At 74.9% G+C, this 18,566-nt stretch carries 19 protein-coding genes; 4 read left to right on the top strand and 15 right to left on the bottom strand.

What is annotated here, in order from left to right; genetic code table 11:
- The first annotated feature begins 79 nt into the window (after positions 1–79).
- Positions 80–319 (top strand): DUF6411 family protein, encoded by a 240-nt coding sequence (locus KBZ10_RS18360; RefSeq protein WP_210988734.1) that lies wholly within the window; start codon positions 80–82, stop codon positions 317–319.
- Positions 320–463: 144 nt separating this feature from the next.
- On the top strand, positions 464–1,096 hold the full coding sequence (locus tag KBZ10_RS18355; RefSeq protein WP_210988733.1) for a hypothetical protein: 633 nt from the start codon (positions 464–466) through the stop codon (positions 1,094–1,096).
- Positions 1,097–1,195: 99 nt separating this feature from the next.
- On the opposite strand, the gene KBZ10_RS18350 is transcribed toward KBZ10_RS18355, so the two are convergent.
- The 14 genes from KBZ10_RS18350 to KBZ10_RS18285 all read right to left on the bottom strand — a co-directional run bounded on the left by KBZ10_RS18350 (position 1,196) and on the right by KBZ10_RS18285 (position 14,625).
- Positions 1,196–1,411, bottom strand: coding sequence for a ferredoxin (locus KBZ10_RS18350; protein WP_210988732.1), 216 nt, complete (start codon positions 1,409–1,411; stop codon positions 1,196–1,198).
- Between the two features lie 2 nt (positions 1,412–1,413).
- Positions 1,414–2,607, bottom strand: coding sequence for a cytochrome P450 (locus KBZ10_RS18345; protein ID WP_210988731.1), 1,194 nt, complete (start codon positions 2,605–2,607; stop codon positions 1,414–1,416).
- 245 nt (positions 2,608–2,852) lie between these two features.
- Positions 2,853–4,313: an NADH-quinone oxidoreductase subunit N gene (locus KBZ10_RS18340; protein WP_210988730.1), complete on the bottom strand. Its 1,461-nt coding sequence runs from the start codon at positions 4,311–4,313 to the stop codon at positions 2,853–2,855.
- Positions 4,310–5,821 carry a NuoM family protein gene (locus KBZ10_RS18335; RefSeq protein ID WP_210988729.1) on the bottom strand — a complete coding sequence of 504 codons (1,512 nt, stop codon included), beginning with the start codon at positions 5,819–5,821 and terminating at the stop codon, positions 4,310–4,312. Before KBZ10_RS18335 ends, KBZ10_RS18340 begins: the two co-directional genes overlap by 4 nt.
- A gap of 5 nt (positions 5,822–5,826) precedes the next feature.
- Positions 5,827–7,812: a proton-conducting transporter membrane subunit gene (locus tag KBZ10_RS18330; protein ID WP_210988728.1), complete on the bottom strand. Its 1,986-nt coding sequence runs from the start codon at positions 7,810–7,812 to the stop codon at positions 5,827–5,829.
- Positions 7,809–8,114: an NADH-quinone oxidoreductase subunit K gene (locus KBZ10_RS18325; protein WP_210988727.1), complete on the bottom strand. Its 306-nt coding sequence runs from the start codon at positions 8,112–8,114 to the stop codon at positions 7,809–7,811. The genes KBZ10_RS18330 and KBZ10_RS18325 overlap by 4 nt, the downstream gene beginning before the upstream one ends.
- A complete protein-coding gene (locus KBZ10_RS18320) occupies positions 8,111–8,674 on the bottom strand; it encodes an NADH-quinone oxidoreductase subunit J (protein ID WP_210988726.1) in 564 nt (187 codons plus the stop codon). The genes KBZ10_RS18325 and KBZ10_RS18320 overlap by 4 nt, the downstream gene beginning before the upstream one ends.
- Positions 8,675–8,692: 18 nt before the next feature.
- Complete coding sequence (locus KBZ10_RS18315; protein ID WP_210988725.1) at positions 8,693–9,637, bottom strand: NADH-quinone oxidoreductase subunit H; 945 nt, start codon at positions 9,635–9,637, stop codon at positions 8,693–8,695.
- Positions 9,630–11,063: a hypothetical protein gene (locus tag KBZ10_RS18310; RefSeq protein WP_210988724.1), complete on the bottom strand. Its 1,434-nt coding sequence runs from the start codon at positions 11,061–11,063 to the stop codon at positions 9,630–9,632. The genes KBZ10_RS18315 and KBZ10_RS18310 overlap by 8 nt, the downstream gene beginning before the upstream one ends.
- Positions 11,054–11,404 carry an NADH-quinone oxidoreductase subunit A gene (locus KBZ10_RS18305; protein WP_247702573.1) on the bottom strand — a complete coding sequence of 117 codons (351 nt, stop codon included), beginning with the start codon at positions 11,402–11,404 and terminating at the stop codon, positions 11,054–11,056. Before KBZ10_RS18305 ends, KBZ10_RS18310 begins: the two co-directional genes overlap by 10 nt.
- A gap of 234 nt (positions 11,405–11,638) precedes the next feature.
- Positions 11,639–12,679, bottom strand: coding sequence for an NlpC/P60 family protein (locus KBZ10_RS18300; RefSeq protein ID WP_210988723.1), 1,041 nt, complete (start codon positions 12,677–12,679; stop codon positions 11,639–11,641).
- A gap of 373 nt (positions 12,680–13,052) precedes the next feature.
- A complete protein-coding gene (locus KBZ10_RS30605; RefSeq protein ID WP_210988722.1) occupies positions 13,053–13,169 on the bottom strand; it encodes a DUF305 domain-containing protein in 117 nt (38 codons plus the stop codon).
- A 96-nt stretch (positions 13,170–13,265) separates the two neighbouring features.
- Entirely contained in the window at positions 13,266–13,820 is a 555-nt protein-coding gene (locus KBZ10_RS18290; RefSeq protein WP_307847498.1) for a TerD family protein, read from the bottom strand.
- A gap of 235 nt (positions 13,821–14,055) precedes the next feature.
- The gene (locus KBZ10_RS18285) at positions 14,056–14,625 is read right to left on the bottom strand and encodes a hypothetical protein (RefSeq protein ID WP_210988721.1); all 570 of its coding nucleotides are present in this window, start codon (positions 14,623–14,625) and stop codon (positions 14,056–14,058) included.
- 698 nt (positions 14,626–15,323) lie between these two features.
- Between KBZ10_RS18285 and KBZ10_RS18280 the strand changes: the two genes are divergently transcribed.
- Positions 15,324–15,572, top strand: a complete 249-nt coding sequence (locus KBZ10_RS18280) for a hypothetical protein (RefSeq protein ID WP_210988720.1) — start codon at positions 15,324–15,326, stop codon at positions 15,570–15,572.
- 28 nt (positions 15,573–15,600) lie between these two features.
- Here the strand turns inward: KBZ10_RS18280 and KBZ10_RS18275 are convergent, their stop codons facing one another.
- On the bottom strand, positions 15,601–16,161 hold the full coding sequence (locus KBZ10_RS18275) for a hemerythrin domain-containing protein (RefSeq protein ID WP_210988719.1): 561 nt from the start codon (positions 16,159–16,161) through the stop codon (positions 15,601–15,603).
- A gap of 229 nt (positions 16,162–16,390) precedes the next feature.
- On the opposite strand from KBZ10_RS18275, the gene KBZ10_RS18270 reads away from it, so the two are divergent.
- The gene (locus KBZ10_RS18270) at positions 16,391–18,553 is read left to right on the top strand and encodes a SpoIIE family protein phosphatase (protein ID WP_210988718.1); all 2,163 of its coding nucleotides are present in this window, start codon (positions 16,391–16,393) and stop codon (positions 18,551–18,553) included.
- Positions 18,554–18,566 lie beyond the last annotated feature (13 nt).

The following is an 18,566-nucleotide window of genomic DNA, read 5'->3' as shown; positions in this document are numbered from 1 at the left end:
CGGTGAGCGGCGGGCGGGATACCCGTGTGCGGGGCCTTCGGCGGGGCAAGCGCACCACCGGAGAACAGGAGGTTCCGCCGTGGCCGTCGCCCTTGTCGCCATCTGTCTGGTTCTGGCCGTCCTGGCCTTTCTTCTGCCGCGCTTCTCGCGCCACCCGGAGCGCGGAACGCAGCGCTCCCTCGGCGCCGGGACCCGGGTGACCGGAAAGGCGCCCGGTCCGCTGGGCCGCCTGTTCAGCAAGCCGTTCCGCAGCGGTTCCCGCGCCGTGTCGCGGAGCGGGTCCGCCGGCCGCCGCGCCCGGGGCCGCATGCCGTTCTGAGCCGGTTCCCGGTCGTCTCCGCGCCATCGCACCGCGTGCCCGCCCGGCCGCGCGGAGCAGCCGGGCAGCCGGGCAGCCGGGCAAGTCCTCACGGCGGGAGGTTTCTTACCGAACGCTTAGGCTCACCCCGTAGGGTGGCTCCCCATGACTGAGAAGAGCGCCACGACCCCCCACACCGACAGCGCCCCCGGCCAGGAGGAGGAGACGACCGCGGTCCCCGGGCAGTCCGCGCCGCACTCCGCGGAGCAGGAGATCCGCAAGGAGGAGCCGGGCGGGCGGGACGAGCCCGCGAGCGCCGGGGAGGTCTCCGCCTCCGCCGGGGCCGGCGGCACCGCCGACGACGACGGCCAGGACATCGCGCCGGAGGCCGCCACCGCCTCCCGCTCCGGCTTCGGCGCCGGCGCGGCCGCCGTCGTCAGCGCCGCGTTCGGCCTCTGCTCCCTCACCGGCACCTCGCTCGGCCAGATGCTGCACGCCCGCAAGGAGCTCATCGGCCAGATCGAGGCCAGCTCCGGTGGCGGCGGCGACCAGATCGAGGCCTACTACAGCGTCCCGTGGCACACCGCGGCCCTGCTCAACGGCATCTTCGCCCTGCTGGCGATCCTCGTCGGCGGCCTGTTGCTGGCCCTGCACGCCCAGCGGGCCGAAACCCGCTCCTGGGTCAAGTCCGTGGCGCTGGGCGGTCTCCTGCTCGGGGTGGTGGGCCTGCTCGTCTCGCTCGGCATGTACCTCGACCTGTTCGCCAAGGCCCCCGAACTGCCCGGGGCGGGTTCCTGAGGCATGCCCGGCGGCCGCGTCCCCGGCGCTCCGCCGGCCGCCCGTCCTTCCCGGCCCCCGAGCGGGAAGGACGGGCGGGCCCCGGACGGCTCGGACGGCTCAGGGGCGGGGCCCGATCAGCTCCTCCCCGTCGCGGACCTCGATCGCCATCGCCGGGCACGAGTCGGCCAGGTCGAGCACTTCCTCGTCGGGCTCGACATCGGCCCGCACCGGACGGGACCGGTCGGCGTCCATGGTGAAGAGGGCGGGCGCGCTGCCCGCGCAGACGGCGGAGCCCATGCACCGCTCCCGGTCCACCTCGATGTGCCAGGTCATACTCACCAACCGATCGGCAGGGTGCGCGGTCCGCGCACGATCATCCGTGTCTTCCACTCGATGTCCCCGGCCGTGCGGAGTCCGGGGAACCGGAGGATCAACGCCCGCAGGGCCTCCTGGAGTTCCAGCCGGGCGAGCGGGGCACCGAGGCAGTGGTGGGCGCCGTGACCGAAACCGATGTGCTGATTGGACGGCCGCCCGAAATCGAGCCGGTCGGGGTCCCCGAAGCGCAGGGCGTCGCGGTTGGCCGCCCCCACGGCGACGAGCACCGGCTCGCCGGCCCGCACCAGGGTGCCGCCGACCTCGATGTCCTCCGTGGCGTACCGGGGGAAGGCGGCACCGGCCCCCAGCGGGACGAACCGCATCAGCTCCTCGACGGCGGCCGGGATCAGCTCCGGCTCCCCGCGGAGCCGCTTCAGGTGTGCGGGGTGGTCGAGGAGGGTGAGGACGAAGTTCGGGATCTGGGTGGCGGTCGTCTCGTGGCCCGCGACGAGGATGCCGACGCACAGATCGACGAGTTCCCGTTCGGTGAGCCGGCCGTGATCGCCGTCGCGGGCCGCGATGAGGGCGCTCATCAGGTCGTCCCGCGGTTCCTCGCGGTGGCCCGCGACCAGCCCGGCCATGTAGTCCCGCAGTTCCTCACGCTGCGCCAGGTGCTCCTCCGCCGTGAGCGAGCTGGTGGACAGCGCCGCGTCGCTCCACCGGCGGAACCTCGGGCGGTCCTCCTCGGGCACGCCGAGGAGGCGGCAGATGACGGCGACGGGGATCGGCAGCGCGTACTCCTCGACGAGGTCGGCGGGCGGACCGTGCTCCTCCATCGCGTCGAGCAGTCCGCCGGCCAGGGCCCGGACGTCCGGCCGCAGCCGCTCCACCCGGTGCGTGGTGAAGGCCCTGGCCACCAGGGTGCGCAGCCGGGTGTGGTCGGGCGGGTCCATCGTCAGGATGCCCTCGGCCGTCGGCGCCGGGGACTGCCGGGGCTCGTCGCGGCGAGCCGCCTCGGCCCGGCTGAACCGGCGGTCCCCCAGGACCTGCCGGGCGTCGGCGTAGCGGGTGGCGAGCCAGGCGGGTTCCCCGTACGGCAGCCGGACGCGGATCAGGCCGGGGGTCTCGCGGGCACGGTCGTAGGCGTCCGCCAGGGCGAGCCCGGCCGCTTCGTTGAACGGGTAACTGATCGGTCCGGTGTCGGTCGTGGTCACGTCGGTCCCCTTTCCGGCTCCGGCGCCCGGGACGGCCGGCCGCGCCCGATAGGACCGTAGGAACGGGCCCGTTCCGGCGTCAACACACCCATTTCGGCCGCCCGGTGAACCCGGTGGCCCGCCGGGTACCCGGCGGGCCGCGCCCGGGAGGCCGGCGTGCACGGCGGCGCCACCGCCGCGGGTGCCCCGTCCGGCGGCGGAGCGCGGTCCGGCCCGCCCGGCCGCTCCCGGCGCCCGGGACGGTCTCACCCGGCGAGCGGACCGTCCAGGACGGCGAGCACCGGGCCGGCCGCCAGGCCGAGGAGGACGGAGAGAGTGGCCGCCACCCCCGCGACCGCCGCGGCGGGGGCGGTCCGCTCGCCGGGGGCGAAGGCTCCGGCCCGGCCGCCGGGCGTCCCGTCCCCACCGCCGGAGGGCGGCGCGACGGCGAACACGGGGGCGATCCACCGCAGGTAGTAGAAGAGTGAGGCGAGGGTGTTGACGGCGGCCAGGACCATCAGCCAGCCGAGGCCGCCGTCCAGCGCCGCGCCGAAGACCTCCAGCTTGCCCAGGAAGACGGCGGTGGGCGGGGTGCCCAGCAGGCCCAGCAGGCAGACGGTGAGGGAGATGGCGAGGCCGGGCCGGTGCCGGGCCAGGCCGCGGTAGCCGTCGAGGGTGCGGAGCGCGGGGAGGGCGCAGACGACGGCGAAGGCGCCGAGGTTCGTCAGCGCGTAGGCGGCGAGGTAGAACAGCAGCGCCGGCTGCGCGAGGGAGTCGCGCCCCGCGACGGCGACCGGCATCAGCAGATAGCCGACCTGGCTGATCGCCGAGTAGGCGAGCAGCCGCCGCACGTCCCGCTGGAAGAACGCGGCCAGATTGCCGAGGGTCATCGAGGCCGCGGAGAGCACGGCCACCAGTTCGGGCCAGCCGGCGGACGTCCCGGCGAACGGTACGGCCGCCAGCCGGTACAGCGCCGCCAGCGCGCCGATCTTGGGGACCGTGGTGAGGAAGGCGCCGACCGGTGCCGTGCTGCCCTGCACCGCGTCCGGCAGCCAGTAGTGCCCGGGGACCGCGGCGGCCTTGAACGCCATTCCGGCCAGCAGCAGCACCGTCCCGGCCGCCGTCAGCCCCGCGGGGGCGCCCGGGAGCTCCGTCCGCAGCAGGGGGTAGGCGGAGCCGCGCCCCGCCGCGTACAGCAGGGTGATCCCGGCCAGCATCAGCAGCCCGAGCAGTGCGCCGACCACGTAGTACTTCAGGGCGGCCTCGGTGCCCGGCCCGTCCTTCCGGAAGCCCGCGAGGACGTAGGAGGGGACGCTCGCCAGCAGGTAGGCGGCGGCGAGGAGCAGCAGGTCCTGCGCCCCGGCGAGCATCAGGGCGCCCAGCGCGGCGAGTTGCAGCAGGACGAAGAACTCCGACTGCCGCGGGTGCCCGTGCAGGGGGCCGAGCCCCAGCAGTGCCACCAGCAGCGTGGAGCCGAGGATCACGATCCGCGCGGTGGCCGTGACGGGGTCGGCCGCGAAGGAGCCGCTGAAGGCGGTGGCGGGCGGACCGGTGGCGAGAACCGCCGCCGCCACGGTGCCCGCTCCGCACACCGCGCAGGCCACGAGCCCCACCAGCCACTGGCGGCGGCGCGGCAGCCACGAGCCCAGCAGCAGCCCGAGGACGGCCCCGGCCGCGAGCAGCGCCTCCGGGATCAGCTCGACGAGGCTCCGTTCCATCGGGGTCATCGGGCGAGCAACTCCATGACACCGCGCGAGGCGGGTTCGATGACGTCCAGGACGAAGCGTGGCGCGATGCCGAGGAGGACGCCGAGGCCCAGCAGCGGTACGACGGCGGCCCCCTCGGCCGTCCGGAGGTCGGGGAAGGGCCGTGCGGTGCCGGGTGCGTCGGGCAGCCGCAGCGGCCCGAGGAGCATCTGCTGCAGGGCCCGCAGGAAGAGACCGGCGGTGAGGAGGATGCCGAGCACGGCGAGGGAGGTCTCCACCGGCCGGGGGCCGAGACTGCCGGCGAAGATCTGGAATTCGGCGATGAAGCCGGAGAACCCCGGCAGCCCGAGGGAGGCGAAGGCGGCCACACCGGTCAGCGCGGCGAAGACAGGGGCGCGGCCGGCGAGCCCCGAGTAGGCCGCCATCTCGTAGGTCCGGCAGCGGTCGTACAGCACTCCGGCGAGCAGGAACAGCGCGCCGGTCAGCAGTCCGTGGCTGACCATCTGGAAGACGGCCCCGGTCACGGCGAGCCGGCGGGCCTCCTCCGCCCCGGTGCCCGCGGCGGCCGCCGCGCCGAACGCCAGGACGATGTAGCCCATGTGGTTCACGGAGGTGTAGGCGATCATCCGCTTGAAGTCGGTCTGGGCGAGGGCGACCAGCACCCCGTACAGCACCGACACCAGGCCCACGACGACGAAGACCTGGGCGTGCTCGCGCCAGGCGCCGGGCAGGACGGGCAGGGCGATGCGCAGGAAGCCGTAGGTGCCCATCTTCAGCAGGACCCCGGCCAGGATCGCCGAGCCCACGGCCGGGGCCTCGGTGTGGGCGGGCGGGAGCCAGGTGTGGAAGGGCACGGTCGGTGTCTTGACGGCCAGTCCGGTGCCGATGGCCAGCAGGACCAGGCCCCCGTACGCGGCGCGTCCGGCGAGCGGGTTCTCCCGGGTCAGTTCGACGATGTCGAAGGTGTGCGGGTCGGCGGCCAGATAGAGGCCGATGAAGCCGAGGAGGAGGGCGAGGGAGCCCAGGAAGGTGTACAGGAAGAACGTCAGCGCCGCACGCGCGGCGTCCCGGTGGCCCCAGCCCGCGATGACGAAGTACATGGCGACGATCGACAGGTCGAAGAAGAGGAAGAACAGGATCAGGTCCAGGGCGGCGAACAGCCCGAGGCAGGTGGTCTGCAGGAAGAGGAACAGGGCGGCGAACTCCCGCACCCGGCGGGTCCCGCGCCGGGCCCAGGTGTAGCCGGCGCAGGCGAGGAACAGGACGCAGGTGAGGGCCATCAGCGGCAGGGAGAGCCCGTCGGTGCCGACGTGGTAGCTCACCCCAGCGTCCGGGATCCAGCGCACCCGCTGCTCGTACTGGATCCCGCCGCCGGCCCGGTACCCCGTCCAGATCGCGGCGGTGAGGGCGAGTTCGGCCGCCGCGGCCGCCAGCCAGCCGCCGAGGAACACGGCGCGCGGCGTGCGGCGCGGCAGGCAGAGCAGGACCGCCGCGACCGCGGTGGGGAGCAGGACGAGGACCGTGAGCACGGCGGTCACCTCACAGCGACGAGGACGAGGGCGAGAGCGAGGACGGCGAAGGCCGCGACGGCCTGGGCGAGGTACTGGTGCAGCTGCCCGGTCTGCGGGCGGCGCGCCAGCCGCCCCAGGGCCCGGGCCCCGGCGGTGACCCCGCGGACGAGGCCGTCGAGCCACTCCTCCCGCCCGGCGCCGCGGTCCGGCCGCTCGGTGGCGTGCGCGAGCCGCAGCGCCGAGCGGGCCGCGGCGCCGGCGGCCCGGTCCGGGCCCCGGGCGTCGAGGACGGCCACGGCCCCGGCGCCGCGCAGGGCTCCGCGTCCCGCCGCGCGGACGGCCCGGCCGAGGACGCGGTCGTCGAAGACGGCCAGTGCCCCGGCGAGCCGCAGCACCGGACGGACCAGGAGCAGCCGGGCCAGGGGCTCCAGCCGCAGCCAGTCGCCCCAGCAGGCGGTGACGGCGGGCGGCAGCGGCACCGGCCGGGCCGCCCCCCGCCACACGGCGGCAGAGGTGGCGAGGGCGAGGGCCGCCGACAGCAGCATCTCCCAGCCGTGCGGGGCCGGTTCGCCCGTGGCTCCGAGGAGCCGCGCGAATGCCTGCCGGGCCGGCTCGAAGGCGAGAACGGCGAGGGCGGCGCAGGCGAGCGCCAGCCCGGCCAGGGACCAGGAAGCCGGGGCGGGCAGCGCCGGGCCGCCGCCGCGGGCCGCACCACCGTCGGGGGCCGCGCCGCCGGCGGGGGCGCCGGGCGCGGGCCGCCAGACGAACCAGAGGGCCTTGACGCTGTAGACGGCGGCGACGACGGCGGCCGCGAGCCCGGTCGCGTACAGCGCCGCGCCGTGCTCCAGGGCCGAGGCCAGCAGCAGGTCCTTGGCCCCCCAGAGCACCAGGGGCGGCCAGCCGGCCAGGGTCAGCGCGGCGACCGTGAAGGTGATCCCGGCCATGCGGTGGCGGCGGGCGGCGCCGCGCAGTCCGGGCAGCGCCTTGGTGCCGAGCAGTGTCAGCCAGGCGCCCGCCACGAGGAAGGCCAGGCTCTTGGCCGCGGCGTGGCCGAGGAACTGCAGCGTTCCCCCGGTGACTCCTCCGGTGCCGGCCGCGAGCACCATGAACCCGGTCTGGGCGCAGGTGGAGGCGGCGAGCAGCTGCTTGAGGTCGGTCTGGGCCACCGCGACCAGACCCAGCACAACGGCGGTGACGGCACCGGCCCAGGCCACCGCCGGCCCGCCCCAGCCGGAGGCCGCCAGCAGCGGTTCCGTCCGCAGCAGCAGATAGGCTCCGGCGGCGGCCATGGTCGCCGAGTGCAGCAGCGCGGAGACCGGGCTCGGGCCCTCCATGGCCCGGGAGAGCCAGAAGCTGAACGGCAGTTGGGCCGACTTGCCGAAGGCCGCGACGATGACGCCCGCGGTGACGACGGACAGCCAGGGGCCGTCGGTGCCGGCCAGTTCGTCCAGGCCCAGCCCGGCGGCCCCGCCCCCGGCGAGCGCGGCGCCCGCGGCGACGTAGAGGCCGAGGTCGGCGGCGCGGGTGGTGAGAAAAGCGGTGCCGGCGGCCCGCACCCGCTCCGGTTCCCGCCACCAGTAGCCGATGAGAGCCCAGGAGGCGGCTCCCATCAGCTCCCAGGCCATGAGCAGCACGGGCAGGGTGTCGGCCGTGACGGTGGTGAGCATCGCGCCGGAGAAGAGCAGCATCAGCCCGGAGAAGCGGGCCCGCGCCGCACCGGGTCCGTTGCCCCGGGTGCTGAAGACGAGGACGGCCAGGGTGACCGCCGCGGTGGCCACGGCCACCGGGCCGGACAGCCCGTCCGCCGACAGCCGCACGGGGAGCCCCTCCAGCAGCGGCGCCGCGGCGTCCGGCCGGGTGACGGCGGCGGCACAGGCCAGTCCCAGGACGGCGGCCGCCACGGCGACGGCCGTTCCGGGCGCCGCCCGGTCGGCCCGGCGCCCCAGGACGGCGAGGACCGCGCCCGAGACGAGCGGCAGGGCGATGAGGGCCCACAGCAGCCCGCTCACTCCTTCAGCTCCGCGGCCATGTCCGTCATGTCGATCTCCTGGGCCCGGAACAGGGCGGTGACCACCGCGAATCCGACGGCCATCTCCACGGCCATCACGGTGACGGCCAGCACGATGAGCACCTGGCCGTCGGCGGTCGCGGGCGCGATGTGGTGCCAGACGGCCGCGGCGGCGACGATCAGCCCGCCCAGCATGAGTTCGAGCCCCATCATCAGCATCACGACCGACTGCTGGGTGAGTGCGCCGAACAGGCCGGTGCTGAACAGCGCGGCGGCGAGCAGCAGCAGGGTTTCCAGGGTCACCGCCGGGCACCCCCCGGCACCGGGTCGCCGGGCCGGCGGGCCCTCGGATCGTCCCCGAAGCGGTCGTAGCGGCCGCGGCGGGTGGCCAGGACAACGGTGCCGACGATGGTGGCGAACAGGGCCATGCCCAGGGTCATCATGGTGAGCATGTGCGGCCCCATCAGCGACATGCCCAGGTCGTGGGTGGGATCGGCGGGGGGTTCGCCCCGCCGGTCCGGCCAGGGGGTGAGGAGGATGCCCGCGGCCAGTGCGGCGAAGACGGTTCCGCAGAGGACGGCCGCGCCCTTGGTGTTGTGCAGCATCGACATGGGCATCAGCCCCGCCGGGTTCATCATGTACATCACCATGAAGACGGCCATGAGGGCCATCTCGATGGTCATCATCAGCAGGATGACCACCCCCAGGTAGTCCAGTCCGAGCAGCATCACCACGCCGCCCGCGCAGAGCAGCGAGGTGAGCAGGGCATAGGTGGCCCGGGCCATGGAGTCGAAGCGGAACACCATGATCCCGCTGCCGGCCGCGAGCACGGCCAGCACCCAGAACAGCGCGTCATCGGGCATCGGTGGTTGCCGCTCCCTTCATCGGTTCAGGACGAGGACGGCGACGGCCAGGGCCTGGAGCAGGGTCAGCGGGACCAGCACCGTCCAGGAGAGCTCCGTGTACCGCTCCATGCGGACGGCCGGCAGGGCGCGCCGGGCGGCGAGCAGCACGGCCAGCACGGCCGCCGTCTTGAGCAGCGTCCAGAACCAGCCGGGCAGCAGCGGGCCGTGGCCGCCGCCGAGGAACAGCGGCACGGCGAAGGCGGCCGTCACGACCAGGAGCATCCACCGCCCGCCGAGGAGGACCAGCCGTGCGGGGCCGCCGAGTTCGGCCGCGGCACCGCCCGCCGCGTCCCGGCCCAGCGGATGGCCGAAGGGCCCCCAGAAGGCCATGGCCGCGGCGCTCAGCAGATAGACGGCGAAGGCCGCCGGCATCCAGAGTGCGAACCACAGGCCCTCCTGCCGCGCGACCACCTCGCCGACCCGCAGCGACTCCGCTCCCAGCGCCGCGGTGGTGATCGCCAGCATGTGCGGCAGCTCGTAGGCCAGTCCCTGGGCGAGGAAGCGGTAGCCGCCGATCAGCGGCAGCGCCGAGTTGGGCGCCCAGCCGGTGAGCCATACGGCCGCCCAGGCGAGCACCTCCATGGCGTTGAACCAGACGATGCCCACGGCCGGATCGGTGACGGACCGGAATCCCAGGGGCAGCACCGCGCCCGCCAGTACGGCGGCGGCCGGGACCAGCGCCACCCCGGCCCGGCGGAGCGCACGGTCCGCAGCGGTGGTGGTCCGCGGCTGCTGCACCAGGAGCCGCAGGGCCTCCCGCAGCGGTGCGGACGCCCGGCTCGCCAGTTCGCGGACGGAGCCCGCCGGGCCCCGCTCGGCCGCCGCGGACACGGCCGCTCCGCACCCGGCGGTGACGGCGGCCAGGGCGAGCAGTGCGAACGGCAGCACGGCGGCCGCCCAGAGCGGTGCGGTCTCAGACACCGGCGGCCTCCCGCCGGTCGACTGCCGTGAGCTCGTCGAGGTCCGGGTCGAGACTGGCGACGACGATCCGCGCGCCGGCGAACTCGGCCCCGCTCAGCAACCCGGGGAGGACGTCCAGCAACCCCTGCGACGGGGGCGCGGCACCGTCGAGGGTGCCGCGCGGGCCCGTACGGTCGTCCCGTGCCAGGGGTCGTTCGTCGCCGAACTCCCCGGCGGCACGGCCGAGTTCGTCCAGCCACACCAGCAGGCGGTCGTAGGCGTCCCCGCCGGCGGTGCGCGCCGGCCCGGACACCCCGGCGGCCCGGGCCTCCGCGGCGGGCAGCGGGCCGAGCCCGGTGGTCAGCAGCCGCAGCGCACGCGACCGCGCCACCCGGCGGGCCAGGGAGACGATGTCCTCGCGCAGCCGGTCCCCCGGCCCCGTGGCGAGGGCGCCGTCCCGCAGCCGGCGGGCGCGGCCGGCCGGGTCGTCCCAGCCGGCGACGGCGAGGAAGCGGCCGAGGCTGTCCAGATGGGCGGCGCAGCGGCGGCGGGCGGCCGCGGACCGGGGGACGGACTCCCCCCGGGCGGCCCGCAGCCACGGCTCGTCCCAGAACGGGTCGGCCTCCGGGCGGCGCACGGGTACGTGGTCCGTCTCGGCCCGCTGCACGACGTCGCCCTGCAGGGCCACCCGCAGGATGAGCCCGGCGGGCCAGTCGGGCAGCACGGGGCCGAGGGGCAGGTGCAGCCGGTCGAGCGTGAGGCCGTCCCGGTCCTGCGCCCGGTCGGCCATCGGGAGGCCCCCGGGTCCGGACATCTCGTGCGAGGAGTGGTCCCCGTGGCCGCCGCCGTGACCGCCGTGCTCGTCGCCGTCGCCGCCGTGACCGCCGTGCTCGCCGTCGCCGCCGTGACCGCCCTCCTGCTCACCGCCCGGACCGGCGGAGTCCCCGTGGTCGCCGTCGTGACCGCCGTGGTGGCCCTCGTCCCCCGTTCCGGCGCGGTGACCGCCGTGGTCATCACCCGCGCCGTCCTCCGGCCGTTCGCCGGGGCCCTCCTCACCGGCCGCCTCGTCCCGCCCCGGGGACCCGCCGGCGCCGGGCGTGGGCACCGCCGGTGCGAGGTCGTGCCGGGTGCGTACGTCCTCCCGCAGCAGCCGGTGTCCGGTGTCCAGTGCCGCCGCCGTGTCCCCGGGGTGACGCACCGCCAGCCGGACCGCCGGTTTCGGCACCCCCCGCCAGATCTCGTCGAGCCAGGAGTCCTCACCGAGCGGATCCCGTTCCCCGGCGACGACGAGCAGGTCCGCGGCGGCGGGGCCCTCGGCCCGCGGCCAGCCCCGGCGCCGCAGTTCGGCTTCGAGCGCCAGCCGGACGCGGGCGGCCCCCGGCAGGGCGACCAGCATGACGCCCGGACGGCTGAGCGCGGCCCGCCGGAGGCGGTCCCTCAGGTCCACCGGAAGGCCCCCTCCCGCCGGGCGTACACCACGCCCGCGAAGAGGACGCCGAGGAAGAGGAACATCTCGGCCACGGCACTCGGGCCCTTCTCGGAGACGACCCGGACCCAGGGGTACATGAAGAGCATCTCCATGTCGAAGGCCAGGAAGATCATCGTGATGGGGTACCAGCGCACATGGAACCGGGAGAAGGCGTGTTCCCCCGGGGGCAGCCCGCCACCGAACGGCTCCGCCTCCAGCGGCTCCCGGTCCGCCGCCAGCCACAGCCCCACGCCCCGGACCAGCAGCAGCCCTCCGGCCGCCAGGCCCAGGAGCAGGAGCATCGGCTCCCATACGTCCATGTCGTCCTCCTCCGTCACACACCGGTACCCGCATGTGTCATGTCAACACATAGCCGCAAAAGCGGCAATGAGGACTAATCACCTGCCGCAGAACAGGGAAAAGCCCGCACCACTCGGGTGCGGGCTCGTCGGGTCTGCCCGGGGCTCCGGCCGGGGAGGCCACCGGGGGGCGGCCGATGCGGTGTACCGTTCCGCGGATGGGAGGGGGGCGGCGCCGGGCCGCCCCCGCGCCGCTCAGCCGATGCGGACGCCCCACATGAAGGGCATGCCGCTGGTGCTCATCGGCTCGTAGCGCACACTGGCACCGGGCTTGGGGGCGTGGAGGATCTGGCCGTTGCCGGCGTAGAAACCGACGTGGCTGAGGTCGCTGCGCATGATGACGAGATCGCCGGGCCGGAGCTGGCTCTGGGAGTTGATACGGGTGCCGGCACTGGCCTGGGCCTGGGACGTCCGGGGTATCGCGATCCCGGCCTGCTGGAACGCCCAGGAGGTCAGGCCCGAGCAGTCGAAGGAGCTGGGTCCGGTGGCGCCCCACACATACGGCATGCCGACCCGGCTCTTGGCGGCCTCGAAGGCGGACGCGGCGCGGCCGGTGCCGGCGGACTGGTTGCCCAGCTCGGCGCGGGCGCTGGTGCGGTTCGCGCGCTCCTCCTCCGCGGCCATCGCGGCCTTCTCCTCGGCCGTCAGCTTGTTGAGGAGCCGCTGCGCCTGGGCCAGCTTGCCCTGGATCTCCTTCTTCCGGTCCCGGAGCTCCGTGCGGGTCTCCTCCAGGTCCTGCAGCTTGCCCGCCGCCTCGGCGCGCTGCTGCTGCAGCGTGCGCTGCTTCTCCTGCGCCTTCCTGAGGGTGGTGAGCTGCTGGCTGCTGAGCCGGTCGAGCGTGGAGGCCTTCTCCAGGTAGCCGTCCGGATCGCTGGCGAGGAGCAGCTGGACCGAGGGGTCGATGCCGCCGCTGCGGTACTGCGCCGTGGCCATCGAACCCAGGCCGTTGCGCAGCTTGTTGAGCTCGGCCTGGCCGCGGGCCACCGTCTCCTGCAGCGACTCGACCTCCTTCTGGAGCTTCTCCTCCTTCTCGTTCGCCCCGTTGTACTTCTCCGTCGCCTGCGTGGCCTCTTCGTAGAGCCGGTCGACCTGCGCCTTGACGCCCTTCTTGTTGGCGTCCGGCACCGGGTCGGCCTGTGCCGAGTTCGCGGAGAGGGCGACAGCCGCGGCCGTGACGCCGAGAACGGCCGCGTACGCGCGCTGGTTGGGCTGCTTGGGACGACGGTGGGACGCCACGGAGGGCAGCTCCTTCTTCCTCGGGCCGCCTGCCGGGAGGTGGGGGCCGCTCCCGGCTCCGCGCAACTCCGCGGATTCGACGGTGCCTTCGCCGCCACCCCCACTGGGTGGCCGACCACACGAAGGATTCGACGCCGGATCTTAACCCGCCCGGTTTCAGCGCTCAAAGCCCCGGGTATTCCCGGCCTTCGGGCTGTCCCCATTCGCCCGGACACGTCGTCTTTGGCTCCGTCGTGACGCCAACCCCGCCGCCGGCTGCGGAGACATACCGCGGCGTGCCCCAAGGGCGCCGCCCCGCCGCCACACGGGCGGCGGCACCGGGAGGACCCGCGGTCGCGTCCCGGGGCCGCCGCCCGGCGGGTGTCAACCGCCGTCAGCCGCCGAGGAGATCCTTCATCCGGGCGATCTCCTCGCCCTGCGAGGTGACGATGGCCGCGGCCATCTTCCGGGCCGGCGCGTACTCGCCCTGCTTCCGCACCGGCTCGTCCACGAACGGATCATCCGCGGAGCTGCGGTGAACCGGCCCGGGCTGCCGCCTCCGCCCGCCCCTCCGCGGGTGCGGGCCCGGGGCCCGCACCGCAGCGGATCAGGAGGTCCGCTCCCCCATCCTCCGGGCGAAGGCGTTGGGGTCGGCGTCGTACCCGCGGAGGACCCGGTGGAACTCCCATGCGCCGTCGGAGTCCCGGCGGAACTCCGCGACGGTGGCGGCCAGGGCCCCGGAGACGCTCTCGAAGTCGTCCCGCGCCAACTCGGCCGGGCCGTTGAGGACCTGCACGGCGCTGTTCCGGACCTCGCCGAAGGTCCGGCGGCCCTCGCCCTGCTGGATGGCCACGCCGACGACCACCCGCGCGAAGGAGGGCGCCATCCGGTAGAGCTCCAGGGTCATGGCCTCGTCGATCCCGAACCCGAGGCCGTTGCGGCTGTCACGGGTGAGGGTGATCGTGCCGTCGGGCGACCGGCTGTCGAAGTGGACGAGGTACACGGGCGCGCCGTACGGGTCCTCGGCCGCGTAGGCGCCGGCGATGATGTCGAGATCGCAGGTGGGTTCGCCGAGGGGACTGGGGTCCCACTTGAGCGCCACCTGGACCTTTTCGAGTCCTTTGTTGAGATTGCCGTCGGGGCCCTTGCTGATGCTGCTCACGGGCTTCCCCTTCCCCCGGGACGGTGCGTGACAGGACGGGTACGGGCGCCATCGTATCGGCGGGCCGGCCGGTTGCGGGCCGCTCCGCCCGCAGAGGCGGGAGAAGCCCGTCCGTCCCGGTGCGCCGGCGGGCCGGTGAACCGGGACGGCCCGGGTCCGGCCCGGACGCCGCCCCCGCCTGCGGATCGCCCCCGCCCGGACCGGTGTCGCGGCGGCGGCAGGTCCGGAGGCGGGTTCAGGTCCGGGCCCGGCCGAACCAGGCCGCGCCGTCCTTCATCGCCGTGAAGACGACCACCAGACCGCCCGCGAGGACCCACAGCAGGCCGGGCGGGAAGAAGTAGATCCCGGAGACGACCATCAGTGCTCCCACGACGATCGCAGCCGTCCGGGTGCCGCTGCCACCCCTGCCGAACTTGGCGCCCACCACGATCTCCGCGATCGACAGGACGAGGGCCAGGGCTCCGAGCCCGAGCAGCAGCCCGGCCGATATGCCCTCCGGCATACCCCCTTGCTCCTCGATGGCGTCGCGGACCTCTCTGTTGTTGAGCAGGGCGCCGCTCCCCGCCATGAACAGGCCGCCGACGAGGCCCAGTCCGCCGAAGACGAAGAGCAGCACCCGCGCCGTCTTCACCGTGCCGGGCATCCGCTCGGGCATCCGGTTGCCGCCCGGGTACCCGCCGTAGGGCTGCCCGGGCTGCTGGGGATAAGGCACCTGGCCGTATCCCTGCCCCGGCTGCTGGGGAGACGACGGGTACGGTCCGCTCCGGGGCGGGCCGTACGGGTTGTTCGGACCCGCATCGCTCATGTCCGTATCCTTCCGGGAGTTTTCACATCGCGACTACCCTGTGCCGATCTTCTGAACCCCTCGCGCACAACTCCCGCCCGGGCAGAGGCCCGTACCCACCGCGTCACGGCGCCGGAAACTGATGCCTCGTCATGTTCCGCACGGCGGGAGCGGCTCCCGTCCCGTCCGGCGGCGGCACCGTCCGAGGAGGGACGGCACCCCGCGTCAGCCGCCGGCCGGCGCCACCGGCCGGCGCCACCGGGGCGGCGGGGGCCGCTCCGGCAGGGCACCCGGGTGCCGCGCCGTTCCGAGGCCGGCAGCCCGGCCTCCCGCAGCTTCCCGAGGTGGCGGCCGACCGTGGGCCGCGGGACGCCGGCGTCCGAGCTGCCGCAGACGCGGGCCTCCCCGCCGGGGCGCGCGGCCGCCGGCGAGCACAACCGCAAGACGGGGACCGGTGCGAGGCCCTGCCCCGGGGGAACCGGCTTGAAGTACCGGTGTATGCCGAACCCGGGAGGTCCCGTCTGCGGGCCGGCGGCGGAGCCGGTGATCCCATGCTGTCCGCCGCTGACCCGGCGCGCGCCGACCGCCGGGCGGCGGCCCGCACGCGGTGATGGTCAAGGCGCTCGGCGGCCTCGCCCGGGCCCCTCCCGGGCCCGTGCCGGCCGGCGTCCGGCCCGCCGGACGTGCGGGCCCCGGCCGCCGGCCGCACGATGAGACCTATGACCGAGATCAACGAACCGCGCGTCGAGGCCCCACCGATCGTGGTCTGGCCCGTCACGCCGGGAGAGCCGCCGTTCCGGCTGGTGGAGATCCGCGGAGAGGCCGTCGGCAAGGCCGAGTCCATCGTGGACGTCGTCGCCTACGCGCACGACGCCGGGCTGGGGCATGTGGATCTCGACGACCCCGCCGTGGTCCGCTGGGTGGGTGGCGGCAAGTACACCTGGGTGCCGCACCACGGGATCCTCTGATCCCCGCGCCCGGCACCCCCGGCGCGCCTCAGAGCCTCCCGCGCCCGCTCAGGGCGTCGCGGGCCCGGTCGACGAGCCCCGCCCCCGGATCGAGGAGCCGGTTGACGGGCGGGGTGTCCGGCACCCCGGGGTGCGGGCGGGTGGGAGCCGTCCGCTTGGCCCGGCGGATCTTGACGCCGAGCGCTTCCAGCCGCTCGTCCGAGCACACCTCGCGCAGCCGGGCGAAGAGGTGCCGCTCCTCGTCGTGGACGTGTGCGGTCACCTCGCCGATCAGCCGGATGACGAGACCGTCGAAGTCGGGGTCGTCGGGCCTGCGGCCCTCCAGGTCCTTGAGGAGACGCTCCACCGCGGCGTGGTCGGCGATCTCCTTGTCGGCGAGCGTGGCGCCGCCCGGCACGCGTTTGCGCACCTCGGGGTACAGGTACTGCTCCTCGGCCACCGCGTGCCGGACGAGCTCGACGGTGATCCGGTCCAGCAACTGCCGGCGCTCGGGGCGTCCGGTCGGCACACCCTGCAGACTCTCGAACAGTTCGTCGATATCGCGGTGATCGGCCGTCAGCTCCGCGATGGCGTCCTCACCGTGGTTCATGCCCGTCCGCCCTTGCCTCGTCGGATACGTCACCGGGCGCCGGCCGCGGGGACGGCACCATCCGCCGGCCGGGCGCGAGCCCGGGGTACCCCGGGCTCGTTCCCTCACACCCCGCCGGCACGCCACGCACCGGCGGACCCTCATCCGGCCGGGCGCCGGACCCGCCACAGCGATATCCTATAGTCTCATTTATCCGTATTGCCGTGAATGTCAGCTACGGGAGCGTGTCATGGCCTCAGCCCATCCCCCCGGGCTGCTCCGCAGGCTGCCGCTGCTGCTGCGCAGCCGGGACCCGCAGGCCATGCTCGGCGTCCTGACCGGGGGCGGGGAGAACGGCGGGGAACCGGCCCCGCTGGCCCCGGAACGCACCCGCATATACGTCAGGGGCGCCGGCGGAGTCGACGTGTTCTCCGCCGGGTCCGGCCCGGAGCCCGGCTCCGCTCCGGCCCCCGGGACCCCGGAGCGCGGATACGACGAGGCGGTCGGCGAGGTGATGCGCACCGGGCGGCCCCTGCGCCTCGGCGATCCGGACACCCCCGTGGTCCTGCTGCCGCTGGCCGCGGACGGCCGGGTCGCGGGGGTCCTGGCGGCGGGGCTGCGTCCCGGGGACGCGGCGCCGGGCTCCGCGGACGGCCCCGCCCTGGAACTGCTGGCCGAGACCTGTGCCGTGCGGCTGAACAGCCTCGCCCACCGGTCCGTGGAACTCCTGGCCGAGGCGGCGCAGGCCACCCGGACCGGGGTCTTCGCCTGGGACCTGGCGCGGAACTCCGTCCGCTGGGACGAACAGGCCTGTGCCATCTACGGCGTCGATCCGGACGAGTTCACCGGCGAGGAGGAGGCGTTCTTCGGCTCCCTCCACCCGGACGACCTGCCGGTGGTCCAGGCGGCCATCGCGGAGGTGACCGAGGCCGCCGTCACCTCCCCCGGCTCGGGGACCGCCGGTGACCCCGGCGCGTACCGGCTGCACTACCGCGTCGTCCATCCGGACGGCAGCCACCACCCCGTGCTCGAGCACGGCCGGGTGGTCATGGGTGAGGACGGGCGTCCCGCCCGGGCCCTCGGCCTGGTGCTGCGGAGCCCGCCCGGCATGACGCCCGCCATGCCCTCCCTGTCCCCCGACCGTTCGCGGGACGCCTTCCTCTTCAGCCTGACCCGGGCCCTCTCCAAGGCCGTGACCGTCAGGGACGTCACCCGGGTCATGACCGATCTGACCCGCCCCGCGCTGGGCGCCGCGAACGTCACCGTCGGCGTCGTCGAGCACGGCGAGCTGACCATCGTGGGCCGGACGCCCGTCCCACCCGAGCTGCGGCATCTGCACGCGCCGGCCCGGAGGGCCATGGAGCTGGCCATGCGGCAGGAGGAGCCCCTCTTCCTGGAGGACCTCAGGCACCTGGCCGGCACGGGCGTACCCGAGCTCTCCGCCGCCGGCCCCATCCCACCGCGGGCCTGGGTGGTGCTCTCGCTCTCCTCCTCCGAGCGGCCCACCGGCGCCTGCCTCATCTCCTTCACCGGCCCGCGCCACTTCGATCCGGGTGAACGCACCTTCTACACCGCCGTGGCCGCCATCCTGACGCAGAGCATCGAACGCGCCCGGATGTTCGACTCCGAACACCAGCGGGCGAGCGAACTCCAGCAGGCGATGCTTCCCCGTGGCCTCCCCCGGCTGCCCTCACTCAGCACCCGGGCCCGCTACCTCCCGGGCACGAGCGAGATGAACGTCGGCGGGGACTGGTACGACGTGCTGCCGCTCGCGGACGGCACCGCGGCCCTCGTGATCGGGGACGTCCAGGGGCACGACGCCCATGCCGCCGCGGTCATGGGCCAGCTCCGCGTCGTCCTGCGCACCTGCGCGGAGGCCGGCATGAATCCCGGCAGCGTCCTGGCCCGGGCCAACCGCGTGCTGGGCGATCTCGACACGGGCCGCTTCGCCACCTGCGCCTATCTCGTCCTCGACCCCTCCGACGGCTCCCTGGAGGGCGCGCGGGCGGGACACCCCCATCCCCTGCTGGTCACCTCCGGCGCGACCGGTGAACTCCGGCTGACGGGCGGCCCGCCGCTCGGCGTCGTGCCGCACGCGCGGTACCCGACCACCAGGGCACGTCTCGCGGACGACGAGACGCTCATCCTCTTCACCGACGGCCTGGTGGAACGGAAGGGCGCCGACATCGAGGCCTGCGTCGCACGGATGCGCGAGGATCTGCGCGGCTGGATGCGGACGGCCGAGGAGGAGCGCGGCGGCCCGGTGAGCCTGGAGGCGATCACGGACTTCCTCCTCCGCGAGGACGGCGATCCCTGGCGTTCGGACGACATCGCCCTTCTCGCGGTCCGCCGCACGGGCGAACCTCCGCGCGCCGGCCCGGAATTCCCGCGCACCGGCCGGAATACGCCCTGAGCCGTTCGGGTGA

The sequence above is a fragment of the Streptomyces sp. F63 genome (genome assembly GCF_018070345.1).
GTDB lineage: Bacteria > Actinomycetota > Actinomycetes > Streptomycetales > Streptomycetaceae > Streptomyces.
This window is presented reverse-complemented; position numbering and strand designations above follow the sequence as displayed.

What these genes read in the sequence shown, in the direction of transcription:
- KBZ10_RS18355 (WP_210988733.1), top strand. Translation starts at nt 464, where the DNA reads ATGACTGAGAAGAGCGCCACGACCCCCCACACCGACAGCGCCCCCGGC.
- KBZ10_RS18280 (WP_210988720.1), top strand. Translation starts at nt 15,324, where the DNA reads ATGACCGAGATCAACGAACCGCGCGTCGAGGCCCCACCGATCGTGGTC.
- KBZ10_RS18350 (WP_210988732.1), bottom strand. Translation starts at nt 1,411, where the DNA reads ATGACCTGGCACATCGAGGTGGACCGGGAGCGGTGCATGGGCTCCGCC.
- KBZ10_RS18270 (WP_210988718.1), top strand. Translation starts at nt 16,391, where the DNA reads ATGGCCTCAGCCCATCCCCCCGGGCTGCTCCGCAGGCTGCCGCTGCTG.
- KBZ10_RS18275 (WP_210988719.1), bottom strand. Translation starts at nt 16,161, where the DNA reads ATGAACCACGGTGAGGACGCCATCGCGGAGCTGACGGCCGATCACCGC.
- KBZ10_RS18305 (WP_247702573.1), bottom strand. Translation starts at nt 11,404, where the DNA reads ATGGACGTATGGGAGCCGATGCTCCTGCTCCTGGGCCTGGCGGCCGGA.
- KBZ10_RS18340 (WP_210988730.1), bottom strand. Translation starts at nt 4,313, where the DNA reads ATGACCCCGATGGAACGGAGCCTCGTCGAGCTGATCCCGGAGGCGCTG.
- KBZ10_RS18285 (WP_210988721.1), bottom strand. Translation starts at nt 14,625, where the DNA reads ATGAGCGATGCGGGTCCGAACAACCCGTACGGCCCGCCCCGGAGCGGA.
- KBZ10_RS18320 (WP_210988726.1), bottom strand. Translation starts at nt 8,674, where the DNA reads ATGCCCGATGACGCGCTGTTCTGGGTGCTGGCCGTGCTCGCGGCCGGC.